We start from the raw sequence: 13,651 nt of genomic DNA, 5'->3' as shown, positions 1-13,651 counted from the left end.
GTTCCCCTCCCGCCGTTCGCGACAGACTTCAGATGATTTGAACGTATCGAGTCATCACCCCGTGTACTTCGACGTTGATTTGTAGCTCCTGGATCCAACGTCTTCTTTGGCCGCTGCGTTTGCAGCGGCCTTTTTTATGGGCGAAGGTTTTAAGCGAAGGGGGGGGTAAAGAGGAAGAAAGGCAGAGCCCGTGCAGGCCCTGCCCGATGAAGCCTGATCAGAGCGAATACTTCTGCAAATTCCCCATCATCTCCTTCAGCGCCTCAATATTGTCCTTCGGATGCGCCGCCCCTTCGAAATCACAAATCTGCTGCCAATGCGCCGCCACGTCTTCCGGGGAGAACCCCACCCGCGGATCGAACCCGGCGCCGAGGCTGCGTTCCCAGCGCACTTTGCCCATCCAGCCGCCGCCGACTTCGAACAGCCCGGAGGTTTCCTGGCAGTTTTCGCTGGCCAGGTACACCACCAGCGGGCTGACCAGTTCCGGTTTGAGTTGTTCGAATACTTGCGGCGGGATCAGGCCTTCGGTCATGCGGGTGCCGCCGGTGGGGGCGATGGCGTTGACCAGGATGTTGTTCTTGCGACCTTCGATGGCCAGGGTGCGGGTCAGGCCGTAGAGGCCGAGCTTGGCCATGCCGTAGTTGGACTGGCCGAAGTTGCCGTAGATGCCCGAGGTAGATGCGGTGAAGATCACCCGCCCGTAGTTTTGCTCGCGCAGGTGCGGCCAGGCGGCGCGGGTGACTTTGTAGGCGCCCTCGACGTGGACGCGGTAAACCAGGTCCCAGTCGGCGTCTTCCATTTTGTGGAAGGTCTTGTCGCGCAGGATGCCGGCGTTGTTGACCACCACGTCGACGCGGCCGAAGGCGTCGAGGGCGTGCTGGACGATCTTGTCGCCGTCGGTGACCGAGTCGTGGCTGGCCTCGGCGGTGCCGCCCGCGTCGCGGATTTCGTTGACCACGCGGTCTGCCGCCGAGGCGTTGGCGCCTTCGCCCTGAGTCGAACCGCCGAGGTCGTTGACCAGTACCTTGGCGCCCTGCTTGGCGAACAGCAGTGCATGCGCCCGTCCCAGGCCGCCACCCGCACCAGTGATGATCACGACTTTATCTTCGAAACGCACAGACTCATTCATGGGGAACTCCAGCAGGCCAGGACATTGCCTTGGAGTTTCAGGCACGGCGCTACGGGTCACAATGAACAGGGGGGAGGCTGAATGTTATGCGATAAGGCAGGGGGATGATAAGCACGAGGCGGCCTGGCGGCCGACCTGTTGTTTGTTGACCGCGTACATATCCATTGGTGCGGTAATGGCCGTATATGGTTTCGCGGCGCCTGACACCCCCAGGTGCTCTCAGGTTTTTCGCGAGCATGCTCGCTCCTACGGGGGTGAGAGCGCCCGGAAAGGTGGCGCCGTGCTCAAGGGCGCCTTCACCGACGAGCCCTCTCCTACGAACAAGCCACCTTGAGCGGTGGTGAGGCCGTGCAGTCGCGAAACGCCAGGTAGTGCTTGAGCACCTGGCAGGGCGCCTCGATCTGCGGGTAATGACCGATGTCGCTGAGCAGGACCGTGTCCGGGTTGGGTATCAACTCACGGTAGCGCGCAATCATGTGGGCACCGGAGATCGGGTCGACCTCGCCATCGATCACCCGCAGCGGCACCTCGCCGCGCTGCATCGCGCCGACCCAACGCTCGCGCTGCGTTCGCCGCTCGGGGATGTAGGCAATCAATTTATGCATGACCCGTGGCCCGTGATTGCTTTCGACCAGGCTCCAGAAATCGTCCATCTGGCTCTCGCTGGGACGAGTTTGCGGGCCGAAGATCTGACGGAAACTCTTCACCAGGCCATCACGGCTAAAAGCACGGCCGATCATCCATCCCAACGGACTGAGCAGGAGTTTTTGCACCAGCACCGGGCGATGGGTTTCGGGGAACAACCCGCCATTGAGGAATACGCAACTGGCGAGGTCGATGCGCGCTTCGTAATGCCGGGCCAGCAGTTCCTGGGCCACGCTGTCGCCGTAGTCATGGGCAAGCAGGTGCAACGGTTGCTCGACGTTGAGATGGGCCAGCAGCGCCTGCTGCAAATCGGCCTGTTCCAGCAAGCTGTACTCGTGATCCACCGGTTTGGCCGAATCGCCGAATCCGAGCATGTCACAGGCGATTAGCCGATAGCGCTGGGCCAGTGGTTGCCAAAGGTAATGCCAGTCCCAACTGGCGCTGGGGAAGCCATGGATGAGCAACAACGGCTCACCCTGCCCCGCCGTCCAGTAACGGATAGCTTGGCCATGGAACATGAAAGTCTGGCCGCGCTTGCGCCAGACACTCAGGGGAATCTCGGCGAGTTGCATTAGAGTTTGTACCCCGGGTCCAGTTTATCGAGCTTGCGCAGCAACGCCGGCCAGGCCAGCGCTCCGCCCATTCCTTGAGCACTTTTGGTGACACCGGCGATCATTGCCTTGGCACCCGCCAGAATCTGCGGTTCGATGGCAATCAGTTCAGCCCCACCGTTCTGCGCCATGACCTGGATGTCGCAGGCACGTTGAAAGATAAACATCATCAGGAAGGTGTCGGCGATGCTGGGGCCACAGGTCAGCAGACCGTGGTTGTGCAACATCAGGAAATTGTTTTCTCCGAGGTCGGCTTGCAGCCGCGCTTTTTCCTCGTGGTTGAGCGCAACACCTTCGTAGGCGTGATACGCCAGGCTGGAAAGGACAAACAGCGACTGTTGGCTGATCGGCAAAATGCCTTGTCGCTGCGCCGACACCGCCACGCCGGAAGCGGTATGGGTATGCAGCACGCACACGACATCGTGACGAACTTCATGCACCGCGCTATGGATGGTGTACCCCGCCGGATTGATCTCGTAGGGGCTGTCCATCAACTTGTTGCCGGACTGATCGACCTTGACCAGGCTCGACGCAGTAATTTCGTGAAACATCAGACCGTATGGGTTGATCAGGAAATCTTCGGTACCCGGCACCTTGGCGGAGATGTGCGTGAAAATCAGATCATCCCAGCCATGCTGGGCGACCAGGCGGTAGCAGGCAGCGAGGTCGACGCGGGTCTGCCACTCGGCAGCGCTGACCTGGTCTTTGACACAGGAGGAGGACGACTGGACGGGGGCTACGCTCACGGCAAGGAACCTCGGTTCTTATTATGGAGTGTTTCCAATGACTACCGAGTCTAGTCACCCTCCGGGGTTCGCGTAGTTGCATTGGCAGCCAGCTTGATGGCCGAGCGGGTCAGCGGCCCGAAGAGTTTGGATCCATGGCCTGGCTGCCGGTGCACCAGCGTTACCGATCAACCACCCAGCGCGTCGACCAGTTCCGCCAGCCAGGGCTCGGCATCCGCTTCCGGGGTCACGCTTTCACTGGCGTCCAGGCGCAGCATCGGCAGGATTTCGCGAATGCCCAATTCACCGAACAACTCGCGCATCAGCTCGCCACCGCCGCAAAAAGTATCGCCATAGCTTGCGTCGCCCAGGCCGATGACGGCCCCCGGCAAGCCTCGCCAGGCGGCGGGCAACTGGTCGCGAATCGTCGAGTACAGGGGTTGCAGGTTGTCCGGTAGCTCGCCCATGCCGGTGGTCGACGTTACCGCCAGCAAGGCTTCGGGAGCGAAGGCCTGAATATCGGCGAGGCTTGCCCGCGGGTTGTGGAAGGTTTCGAAACCGGCGTTTTTCAACATACTGGCGGCGTGGCGGGCAACTTCTTCAGCCGTGCCGTATACCGAGCCGGAAATGATGGCGACTTTCATCAATCTGATCCTGACACTGAATAAAAGACCGGGATATTAACAGCACGGTCTGCATTGTTCTTTTAGAATCCCACAGACAACCAACAAGGAAGGGTATCACCGATGATCAACGCGAAACTGCTGCAGTTGGCGATCAATGCCTCCAACGACGGTATCGTGATTGCTGAAAAGGAAGGCGATCAAGACAAGATCCTGATTTACGTCAACCCGGCCTTCGAACGCCTGACCGGTTACACCAGCGAAGAAATCCTCTACCAGGATTGCCGCTTCCTGCAGTCGGGCGATCGTGATCAGGAGGCCCTGCCGAAAATTCGTGACGCATTGAAAAGTGAAGGCTCCTGCCGGGAAATCCTGCGCAATTATCGCAAGGATGGCACCCCATTCTGGAACGAGCTGTCGCTTTCTACGGTGAAAAATCCGAACGACGGGCAGGTTTATTTTATCGGAGTGCAAAAGGATGTGACCTTGCAGGTCAAGGCGCAGCAGCGTGTGGCGCTGCTTGAAGCGCAACTGGCAGAAGTCCAGGCAGAGCTTGCTGCACTCAAAGCGACGAACGGCAAAAACTAAACAGCGAATTAATTGTCATTAACTACAATCACCAGTGCTTCTGTAACTAAATTTTTCGAGCCTAACCATGCAACGCGACGCGCTCCTGACCCAGGATGAGCTGGATTTTATCCAGACCATGCAACACAACCCGCAACTGAATGTGCGGGATGCGACGTCGAGTCTGCTCGTTAATGGTGGATCGCAAATCCGTGACCTGCTCACGCGCCTGGCCGCGCATGAACAGGTTACCCTTCAAGCAACCTTCGAAAACCAGCAAATGACCTTCCCCCTGCACTTGGTGGAAGACGAGTTTCATGCCATGCACCTGCGCCTGGGCGTGCCGAGTATTTATGAGGGCGGGCCATCGGTCCGGCCGTGGCGACTGGTGCTCGACGAGCCGGTTGCGTTGGAAAACGCCAAAGGCCAACCCGGCACCCTGTGGGTGCACGAAGTATCGTTCAAAGGGGTTTTGCTGGAGATTCGCAACAAGACCAAGGCACCCAAGCACTTCGCCCTATGGTTCAGCCCCTCAGGCTATGAGCGCATCGCCTTGCGCGGGACACTCGAAAAAGAAACCGAACAGGGTTTCTATGCCTACCAGTTGAGCCAGAACGACCTGGATGAAACCGAGCGCCTTCGTCAATTCATTCTGCAGCAGCATCGCCTGACCCATCCAACCCTGCACCTCTGACCTTCAGGTATCCAGGCTGCCGACCAGAAACTGGTTCAGGCGCTGGCCCATCTGCGCACCTTCGTTGCCCAGGCAGCCGATCGATGACCCGGCGAGGTTTTCCTGCGCCAGGTCACACGCATCACCGGCCAGCAGCAAGGGGCAATCCAGGCTCATCGCCAGGCGATTCAGGCGCCGGGGCAAGTCGGGAGTGGGGACGTGATTGGAAACCAGCACCAGCGCCCTTGGCTTGATCCGCTCGCAGACCAGGGTCAGTTCGTCGAACGGTTGACCGGTGGTCAGCACCCGCACCCCCATTTGATCGCTGCCGAGGAACAGTGCGGCGATCAGCAACTCAAGTTCACGACACTCGCCCGCCAAGGCACTGACAATGACTCGCCGGGGATGCCGGTCACGGATCAACAGCAGGCGCTGTACCACCCGTGAGCGCAGAAAACCATCGAGGAACAACCACTCGCTGGCCCGGCCAAACGTATCCTGGCGCTGCAGCAATTGCCGCCACAGCGGAAGAATAATGTCCTGGAAAACCACCGGTTGGGAGTAGCTGGAAAAAATCTGCCCGTAGACCTGCTCCAGCCGGATGTCGTCAAACGCACTGACCGCGTCCGCCAGCTGTTGCTGCCACTGTGCGTAATCCGCCTGCACCAGATCGCTGGGGATGATGTGAGCCAATACCTGTAACGGCGCTGCCTTGGCCAGGATCTTGCCGATCTTGCTGACCGCCACACCGCGTTCGATCCAGTTGAGGATGCTGCGGATCCGCTCAATGTCCTGCATCGAATACAGGCGATGCCCGCTTTCGGTGCGAGTGGGCACGATCAGGCCATAACGACGCTCCCATGCGCGAAGCGTGACCGGGTTCACACCGGTCAGGCGCGCAACCTCGCGAATCGGGTAAAGCTCTGCCCGTTCCAGGGAGAGCGCGGGCGACACACCCGGGGCAACGTCGGTCAAGACAGGCATTTATTGGCCTACATCCATGTAATAATCGGGGCCCATTCTACCTCCCCTGAACCTCAACTATTCAAGAAATAGATTGTTACTGAGGTCACGGCCTGGCAGGTAAAATCAGCAATAGTACTGACCTGCCCCAAAATACCGCCGCCACCACGGCGCTGCGCCTGCGCAACCGACAACCCGAAACCTGTAGGCTCACGGCTCGTCGCTGGTATAGTTTTGCTCTTACCGCGATGCGAGCCGTACATGACTTCTTCTGCAGCCCCCATTCTGATCACCGGTGCCGGCCAGCGTGTCGGCCTGCATTGCGCGCAGCGATTGCTCGAGGATGGCCATCGCGTGATTTTCAGTTACCGCAGCGAGCGTCCCGGCGTACAAACCCTGCGCGATTTGGGCGCGATCGGGCTGTTCGCGGATTTCTCCAGCGAAGCCGGGATCGTCACCTTCATCAGTCAACTGAGAACCCACACCGACAGCTTGCGGGCAATCATCCATAATGCTTCCGAATGGCTGGCCGAGACGGCGGACACCGATGCCGCCGCATTCACCCGCATGTTCAACGTGCACATGCTGGCGCCCTACCTGATCAACCTGCATTGCGCCGACCTGCTCGAACGCTCAAGCCCCGCCGACATCGTGCACATCAGCGATGATGTGACCCGCAAGGGCAGCAGCAAGCACATCGGCTACTGCGCCAGCAAAGCCGGGCTCGACAGCCTGACCCTGTCCTTCGCCGCCCGATACGCGCCCGGCATCAAGGTCAACACGATCGCGCCCGCCCTGCTACTGTTCAATGCCGACGACGATACCGCCTATCGCGCCAAGGCGCTGGCCAAATCCGCGCTGGGCATTGAACCTGGCAGCGAAGTGATCTACCAGAGCTTGCGTTATCTGCTCGATAACCCTTATGTCACCGGCACGACCCTGACCGTCAACGGCGGAAGGCACATCAAATAAGTGTCCCGAGGATCTTCCATGACGCTTTCCCTGCATCAGAACTGCCTGTCACAGAGCTATCGCGAGATCCTCATCGGTCTCGGTGAAAACCCCGAGCGCGAAGGCCTGCGTGACACTCCGCTGCGCGCGGCCAAGGCCATGCAGTACCTGTGTCACGGTTACGAGCAAAGTGTCGAGGAAATCATCAATGGCGCCCTGTTCGCCTCCGACAACGATGAAATGGTGATCGTCGACAACATCGAACTCTATTCCCTCTGCGAACATCACCTGCTGCCCTTCATCGGCAAGGCGCATGTGGCTTATATTCCAACGGGCAAGGTGCTGGGTCTGTCGAAGATTGCCCGGCTGGTGGACATGTTCGCCCGTCGCCTGCAGATCCAGGAAAACCTCACCCGGCAAATCGCCGACGCCGTGCAACAGGTAACCGGCGCGGCAGGCGTTGCCGTGGTCATCGAAGCACAGCACATGTGCATGATGATGCGCGGCGTCGAGAAACAGAATTCGACCATGAACACCTCGGTGATGCTCGGCGCCTTCCGCGAGTCGAGCAATACCCGCCAGGAGTTCCTGCAATTGATTGGACGGAGCAAGTAGCAATGCCACAACTTCAACCAGGCATGGCGCGCATCCGGGTCAAGGACCTGTGCCTGCGCACCTACATTGGCATAAACGAAGACGAGATCCTCAACAAGCAGGATGTGTTGATCAACCTGACCATCCTCTATGCAGCCCAGGAAGCGGTGCGCGACAACGATATCGATCACGCGCTGAACTACCGCACCATCACCAAGGCGATCATCGCCCACGTGGAAGGCAATCGCTTTGCCCTGCTCGAACGCCTGACCCAGGAACTGCTGGACCTGGTCATGGCCAACGCGTCGGTGCTGTACGCCGAGGTCGAAGTCGATAAGCCCCACGCCTTGCGATTCGCCGAGTCGGTGTCGATTACGCTTGCAGCGAGCCGCTAGCTACAAGCCTCAAGCAGCAAGCTGTAAACTTCGACTCACCGCCATCCATCTTGCAGCTTGAAGCTGTTGCAGAGAAACCTATGACCGATCAAGAACGCCTTGAGCTCGAAGCCGCCGCCTTCCGCCGGCTGGTGGCCCACCTGGACAGCCGCAAGGATGTGCAGAACATCGACCTGATGAACCTCTCGGGCTTCTGTCGCAACTGCCTGTCCAAGTGGTACAAGGCAGCGGCCGATGAACGCCAGATCGAGGTCAGCCTCGATCAAGCCCGCGAAGTTGTTTACGGCATGCCGTATGCCGAGTGGAAAGCCCAATATCAGCAAGAAGCCAGCGCCGAACAACAAGCGGCGTTCGCCAAAGGAAAACCCAATGAGTGATTTGAACACCCTGCGAGCCAGCCTCAAGAGCGGCGAACACGCTTTCGCCGATACCCTGGCGTTCATTGCCGCCGGCTACGATTACCAGCCCCAGGCCTTCACCAATGGCGGCGTGGAAAACGCCGCCGGGCAGAACGAAGGTTCGTGCAAGACGCTGGGCCTGGCCCTGCTGGAAGGCCTGGGCGATGAAGAAGCGCTGCTGGCGTTCGGCGAGCATTACCGCTCGGTGCTGGCGACGCCTGAGGGCAGCGATCACGGCAATATCCGTGCGTTGATGGTGCATGGCCTGGCCGGTGTGAATTTCGCTCAGCAGCCCCTGACTCGCCGCTGAATCAAAACCCGGTTCTGAACCTGAACCCTGTGGGAGCGAGCCTGCTCGCGATGGACTCAAGAACACCGTGGGGTTTCAGGTAGCCAGCGTTATCGTTGGCGATCATCGCGAGCAGGCTCGCTCCCACAGGGTAGAGATGCAGAGGTTTCACCGTACATCCCGACTTTAAAGATTAACCCGGCGACTTTATTTCGTTTGCCGGGCACCGCTGCTCCCGGCTTAGATAAAAAGAATCCCTCCTTCTTCCGAGCCGGTCAGCCATGCGCAGCGAAACCATCAGCCAGTCGATCAATATCGTCCACCCTGTCACGCTCAGCCACGGCAAAAATGCCGAGGTCTGGGACACCGACGGCAAACGTTACATCGACTTTGTCGGCGGCATCGGCGTACTCAATCTCGGTCACTGCCATCCCCCTATTGTCGAAGCCATTCGCGAACAGGCCACCCGGCTGACCCACTACGCCTTCAACGCCGCGCCCCATACCCCCTACGTCGAGCTCATGGATCGCCTGGCGGCGTTCATTCCGGTGGATTATCCGGTCAGCGGCATGCTCACCAACAGCGGCGCCGAAGCGGCGGAAAATGCACTGAAGATTGTCCGTGGCGCGACCGGTCGCACAGCCGTGATTGCCTTCGATGGCGCCTTTCATGGCCGCACGCTGGCCACCCTCAACCTCAACGGCAAGGTTACCCCCTACAAACAGAAAGTCGGCGTGTTGCCGGGGCCGGTGTATCACCTGCCGTTCCCCAGCCGGGACAACGGCGTGACCTGTGTCGAGGCGCTCAAGGCCATGGAGCGCCTGTTCAGCGTCGAGATCGACGTCGAGGACGTGGCCTGCTTTATCGTCGAACCCGTGCAGGGCGAAGCGGGTTTCCTGGCCCTGGATGTCGAGTTCGCCCAGGCGCTGCGCTCGTTTTGCGACGAAAAAGGCATCGTACTGATTGCCGATGAAATCCAGTCTGGTTTTGGCCGCACTGGCCAGCGGTTTGCGTTCTCGCGCCTGGGCATCGAACCGGACCTGATCCTGTTGGGCAAAAGCATTGCCGGCGGCATGCCGCTGGGTGCGGTGGTCGGGCGTAAGTCGCTGCTGGATAACTTGCCCAAGGGTGGGCTTGGCGGTACTTATTCCGGCAACCCGATCGCCTGTGCCGCTGCGCTCGCGACCCTGGATGAAATGACGGACGCCAATCTGCAAGCCTGGGGTTCGCAACAGGAAGAAGCCATTGTCAGTCGCGTTGAAACCTGGCACGCGAACAAGCTGTCGCCGTACCTGGGTCGCCTGACCGGCGTGGGCACGATGCGCGGCATCGAGTTGACCACGGCCGACGGCACACCCGCTTCGGCGCAGTTGACGCAACTGCTGGCCCTGGCCCGGGACGCTGGTTTGTTGCTGATGCCCAGCGGCAAATCGCGACACATCATTCGGCTATTGGCGCCGTTGACCACCGAGGCAGCTGTGCTGGAAGAAGGCCTGGACATTCTCGAGGCATGCCTGCAGAAATTAACCTGAACATACGGTCCTCTGTACGAGCTGCCGAAGGCTGCGATCTTTTGATCTTGCTTTGTATAAGATCAAGATCAAAAGATCGCAGCCTTCGGCAGCTCCTACAGGGGGGCATTTGTGTTGCCCACAAAAAAACCGGCAGAAGCCGGTTTTTTCTTTTCTACAGAATCAAGCGTTCTGCAGGTTGTCCAGGTAACGCTCGGCATCCAGTGCCGCCATGCAACCGGCGCCAGCGGAGGTGATCGCCTGGCGGTAGACGTGGTCAGCCACGTCACCGGCGGCGAAGATGCCTTCGAGGTTGGTCGCAGTGGCGTTGCCGTCACGGCCGCCGTGTACGACCAGGTAGCCGTCTTTCAACGTCAGCTGCCCTTCGAACAACGAAGTGTTCGGGGTGTGACCGATGGCGATGAACACGCCATCGACTTTCACTTCGTCGAAGCTGCCGTCGTTGTTCTTCAGGCGGGCACCGGTCACGCCCATGTTGTCGCCCAGGACTTCGTCCAGGGTCGCGTTCAGCTTCAGGATGATCTTGCCTTCGGCCACGCGAGCGTTGAGCTTGTCGATCAGGATCTTCTCGGCGCGGAAGGTTTCGCGACGATGGATCAGGGTCACGGTGCTGGCGATGTTGGCCAGGTACAGGGCTTCTTCGACAGCGGTGTTACCGCCACCGACCACCGCCACGGGCTTGTTGCGGTAGAAGAAACCGTCGCAGGTCGCGCAGGCCGAAACGCCTTTGCCCATGAACGCTTCTTCCGATGGCAGGCCCAGGTAACGAGCACTGGCGCCGGTGGCAATGATCAGGGCGTCGCAGGTGTAGGTCGCGCTGTCGCCGGTCAGGGTGTAAGGCTTGGCGGCGAAGTCCACGGCATTGATGTGATCGAAAACAATCTCGGTTTCAAAGCGCTCGGCGTGCTCACGCATGCGCTCCATCAACGCCGGGCCGGTCAGGCCGTGGACATCACCCGGCCAGTTGTCGACTTCAGTGGTGGTGGTCAGTTGACCGCCGGCCTGCATGCCGGTGATCAAAAGTGGCTTGAGGTTGGCACGGGCGGCATAGACGGCGGCGCTGTAACCGGCAGGGCCGGAACCGAGAATAATCACTCGCGAATGACGAACTTCAGACATGACCTGCTCCTGTTGACCGGCCGGGAATACCTGGCGCGGAACGCCGGCTGACCGGCGGGAATAAAAAAGGACCATTGAAAGCACTTGGGGAAGGCTTGAACTCGACAGTCCTGTAAAAAGATTGGGTGCAGCGTATCGAGGGGGCGAAGATTAAGGAAATACGGTTTAACAATCCAGCTCATAGGTGGTCTCTATCCCCACAGCGTGTTTCTCAGGACGCCTTTGTTACAGTTAATGTCGATGTCGCTGTCGCGCTTTCGCCGGTCAGGCAAAGCCGGTAAGGTCGGCGCGTTTCCCACTGCCCGGAGCCTGTTATGCCCGCCCCCGTTCTGTCCGGCCCGCAATACTTGCGCGAAGGCCTCAAGCTGGTGCTGAGCCCCAGTTTGCGTTTGTTCGTATTGTTACCGCTGGCAATCAACCTGGTGCTGTTCGTCGGATTGATCTATCTGGCCGGCCATCAGTTCAGCCTGTGGGTCGATACACTGATGCCGTCCCTGCCCGAGTGGCTGAGTTTTCTCAGTTACATCCTGTGGCCGATTTTCGTCGTGCTGGTGGTGTTGATGGTGTTCTTCACCTTCACCATGCTGGCCAACGTCATCGCTGCGCCGTTCAATGGTTTTCTCGCAGAGAAAGTCGAAGTCGTGGTGCGCGGCACCGACGACTTCCCGGCCTTCAGCTGGGGTGAGCTGATCGCCATGATCCCCCGTACCCTCGCACGGGAAATGCGCAAGCTCGGGTATTTCCTGCCCCGGGCGCTCGGCTTGTTCATTCTTTCGTTCATCCCGGTGGTGAACATCATCGCGGCACCTCTGTGGCTGCTGTTCGGCGTGTGGATGATGGCGATCCAGTACATCGACTACCCGGCGGACAACCACAAGCTTGGGTGGAACGAGATGCTCGCCTGGCTGCGCGAAAAGCGCTGGCAGAGCATGAGTTTCGGCGGGAGTGTTTACCTGGTGTTGCTGATCCCGGTGGTCAACATCCTGATGATGCCGGCGGCGGTGGCCGGGGCGACTTTGTTCTGGGTGCGTGAGCGCGGAGCGGAGAATCTGGTGACCCAACGCTAGATCGGTCACAAATCCATCATCTCGTCGTCACAACGCCGACATGGCCTCAGCCGACACTGGGGTCATGACGACAGCCCTGCATATCACCCTGATCACCGAAACCTTCCCTCCGGAAATCAATGGCGTGGCCAATACCCTTGGCCGCCTGTGCGACGGTTTGCGCGCGCGCGGGCACCAGGTGGAGTTGGTGCGACCACGCCAAGGCTGCGATCAATCGACGAGCGGTGACGATGAGTTGTTGCTGTGCCGCGGCTGGCCGCTACCGGGCTATCCCGGATTGCAATGGGGGCAGTCGTCGATGCACAAGCTGCTGCGGCGCTGGAAGCGTCATCGCCCGGATGTGCTGTACATCGCCACCGAGGGTCCTTTGGGATTGTCGGCACTGCGCGCGGCCCGACGCCTGGGTATTTCAGTGGTGAGCGGCTTTCACACCAACTTCCAGCAGTACTCCAGCCAGTATGGATTCGGCATGCTGACTCGGTTGCTGACCCATTACCTGCGTTGGTTCCACAATAGATCGAACCTGACGCTGGTGCCCAGTGTCAGCCAGCGCATGGAGCTGGAACGTCGGCATTTCGAGCGCCTGGCATTGCTGTCCCGCGGCGTCGACAGCCAGCTGTTTCACCCAAGCAAACGCTTGAATGCGCTACGCGAGCAATGGGGGCTGGGCGAGAAGGACATTGCCGTTATCCATGTAGGCCGTTTGGCACCGGAGAAAAACCTCGGCTTGCTCAAACGCTGTTTCGACACGCTCAAGGCCACTTATCCACAGCGCATTCTGAAACTGATCGTGGTGGGCGATGGCCCGCAACGGCAGTTGATGGAAAGCGAGTTACCCGAGGCGATTTTCTGCGGGACGCAACGCGGTGAAGCCCTGGCCAGTCACTATGCGTCCGGGGATGTGTTTTTGTTCCCAAGCCTGACCGAGACCTTCGGCAATGTGGTGCTTGAGGCATTGGCCTCTGGACTGGGGGTGGTGGCTTACGACCAGGCGGCAGCGGCGCAGCATATTCGTCATGGCTACAACGGCGTGCTGGCGATGCCGGGGGATGAAGAGGCATTTTGTGATGCCGCGACGTGGTTGCTGGAGAAGCGCGAAACCTTGCGCTGTGTGCGGCTCAATGCGCGCCAGCATGCCAGTCGGCAGGGGTGGGCGGCGATTATCGAGCAGTTCGAGGGGCAGTTGCGGGGGGCCTGTGTGGGGGAGGTGGTGGTGCCGAATGCACCGACTCTGCCCTGAGATATTGGGTGCCATTCAGTCAATCTTCGCGAGCAGGCCCGCTCCCACAGGTTTTGTGTACAACGCATAACCACCGTGGGAGATTCTATGGTTGAGGTGAAGCCCTCAACTTGTTTTCGGTTGGTATTCG

Annotated in this window: 16 protein-coding genes; 10 read left to right on the top strand and 6 right to left on the bottom strand. The window is 59.6% G+C overall.

Features of this window, described 5'->3' with window-relative positions; all coding sequences use genetic code 11:
- Window positions 1-217: 217 nt before the first annotated feature.
- The 4 genes from QLG10_RS16980 to QLG10_RS16965 form a co-directional block, all read right to left on the bottom strand.
- Window positions 218-1,129, bottom strand: a complete 912-nt coding sequence (locus QLG10_RS16980; RefSeq protein ID WP_282487726.1) for an SDR family oxidoreductase — start codon at window positions 1,127-1,129, stop codon at window positions 218-220.
- A 314-nt stretch (window positions 1,130-1,443) separates the two neighbouring features.
- Window positions 1,444-2,346: an alpha/beta hydrolase gene (locus QLG10_RS16975; protein ID WP_110746863.1), complete on the bottom strand. Its 903-nt coding sequence runs from the start codon at window positions 2,344-2,346 to the stop codon at window positions 1,444-1,446.
- Window positions 2,346-3,131, bottom strand: coding sequence for a class II aldolase/adducin family protein (locus tag QLG10_RS16970; RefSeq protein ID WP_033044533.1), 786 nt, complete (start codon window positions 3,129-3,131; stop codon window positions 2,346-2,348). The genes QLG10_RS16975 and QLG10_RS16970 overlap by 1 nt, the downstream gene beginning before the upstream one ends.
- 167 nt (window positions 3,132-3,298) lie before the next feature.
- Window positions 3,299-3,754 carry a flavodoxin gene (locus QLG10_RS16965; protein ID WP_282487725.1) on the bottom strand — a complete coding sequence of 152 codons (456 nt, stop codon included), beginning with the start codon at window positions 3,752-3,754 and terminating at the stop codon, window positions 3,299-3,301.
- Window positions 3,755-3,856: 102 nt separating this feature from the next.
- On the opposite strand from QLG10_RS16965, the gene QLG10_RS16960 reads away from it, so the two are divergent.
- A complete protein-coding gene (locus tag QLG10_RS16960; protein WP_110746859.1) occupies window positions 3,857-4,321 on the top strand; it encodes a PAS domain-containing protein in 465 nt (154 codons plus the stop codon).
- A gap of 67 nt (window positions 4,322-4,388) precedes the next feature.
- The gene (locus QLG10_RS16955; protein ID WP_110746857.1) at window positions 4,389-4,994 is read left to right on the top strand and encodes a hypothetical protein; all 606 of its coding nucleotides are present in this window, start codon (window positions 4,389-4,391) and stop codon (window positions 4,992-4,994) included.
- A gap of 3 nt (window positions 4,995-4,997) precedes the next feature.
- On the opposite strand, the gene QLG10_RS16950 is transcribed toward QLG10_RS16955, so the two are convergent.
- On the bottom strand, window positions 4,998-5,957 hold the full coding sequence (locus QLG10_RS16950) for a MerR family transcriptional regulator (RefSeq protein ID WP_110746855.1): 960 nt from the start codon (window positions 5,955-5,957) through the stop codon (window positions 4,998-5,000).
- Between the two features lie 240 nt (window positions 5,958-6,197).
- Between QLG10_RS16950 and folM the strand changes: the two genes are divergently transcribed.
- The 6 genes from folM (at window position 6,198) to QLG10_RS16920 (ending at window position 10,095) form a co-directional block, all read left to right on the top strand.
- Entirely contained in the window at window positions 6,198-6,908 is a 711-nt protein-coding gene (gene folM / locus QLG10_RS16945) for a dihydromonapterin reductase (protein ID WP_282487724.1), read from the top strand.
- Between the two features lie 18 nt (window positions 6,909-6,926).
- Window positions 6,927-7,502, top strand: a complete 576-nt coding sequence (folE, locus tag QLG10_RS16940) for a GTP cyclohydrolase I FolE (RefSeq protein WP_020796673.1) — start codon at window positions 6,927-6,929, stop codon at window positions 7,500-7,502.
- 2 nt (window positions 7,503-7,504) lie between these two features.
- Complete coding sequence (gene folX, locus QLG10_RS16935; protein ID WP_020796672.1) at window positions 7,505-7,876, top strand: dihydroneopterin triphosphate 2'-epimerase; 372 nt, start codon at window positions 7,505-7,507, stop codon at window positions 7,874-7,876.
- An 80-nt stretch (window positions 7,877-7,956) separates the two neighbouring features.
- The gene (locus tag QLG10_RS16930; RefSeq protein ID WP_020796671.1) at window positions 7,957-8,253 is read left to right on the top strand and encodes a DUF1244 domain-containing protein; all 297 of its coding nucleotides are present in this window, start codon (window positions 7,957-7,959) and stop codon (window positions 8,251-8,253) included.
- Entirely contained in the window at window positions 8,246-8,584 is a 339-nt protein-coding gene (locus QLG10_RS16925; protein WP_177411550.1) for a HopJ type III effector protein, read from the top strand. Before QLG10_RS16930 ends, QLG10_RS16925 begins: the two co-directional genes overlap by 8 nt.
- A 260-nt stretch (window positions 8,585-8,844) precedes the next feature.
- Entirely contained in the window at window positions 8,845-10,095 is a 1,251-nt protein-coding gene (locus tag QLG10_RS16920) for an aspartate aminotransferase family protein (RefSeq protein ID WP_110746851.1), read from the top strand.
- Window positions 10,096-10,257: 162 nt separating this feature from the next.
- Here QLG10_RS16920 and trxB read toward each other — a convergent pair whose 3' ends face one another.
- Complete coding sequence (trxB, locus tag QLG10_RS16915; RefSeq protein ID WP_033042914.1) at window positions 10,258-11,214, bottom strand: thioredoxin-disulfide reductase; 957 nt, start codon at window positions 11,212-11,214, stop codon at window positions 10,258-10,260.
- A gap of 314 nt (window positions 11,215-11,528) precedes the next feature.
- Between trxB and cysZ the strand changes: the two genes are divergently transcribed.
- Window positions 11,529-12,281: a sulfate transporter CysZ gene (cysZ, locus tag QLG10_RS16910; RefSeq protein ID WP_110746847.1), complete on the top strand. Its 753-nt coding sequence runs from the start codon at window positions 11,529-11,531 to the stop codon at window positions 12,279-12,281.
- A 40-nt stretch (window positions 12,282-12,321) separates the two neighbouring features.
- The gene (locus tag QLG10_RS16905; RefSeq protein ID WP_188264280.1) at window positions 12,322-13,521 is read left to right on the top strand and encodes a glycosyltransferase family 1 protein; all 1,200 of its coding nucleotides are present in this window, start codon (window positions 12,322-12,324) and stop codon (window positions 13,519-13,521) included.
- Window positions 13,522-13,651: the final 130 nt, after the last annotated feature.

The organism is Pseudomonas sp. V98_8, assembly GCF_029967975.1.
GTDB lineage: Bacteria > Pseudomonadota > Gammaproteobacteria > Pseudomonadales > Pseudomonadaceae > Aquipseudomonas > Aquipseudomonas umsongensis.
This window is presented reverse-complemented; position numbering and strand designations above follow the sequence as displayed.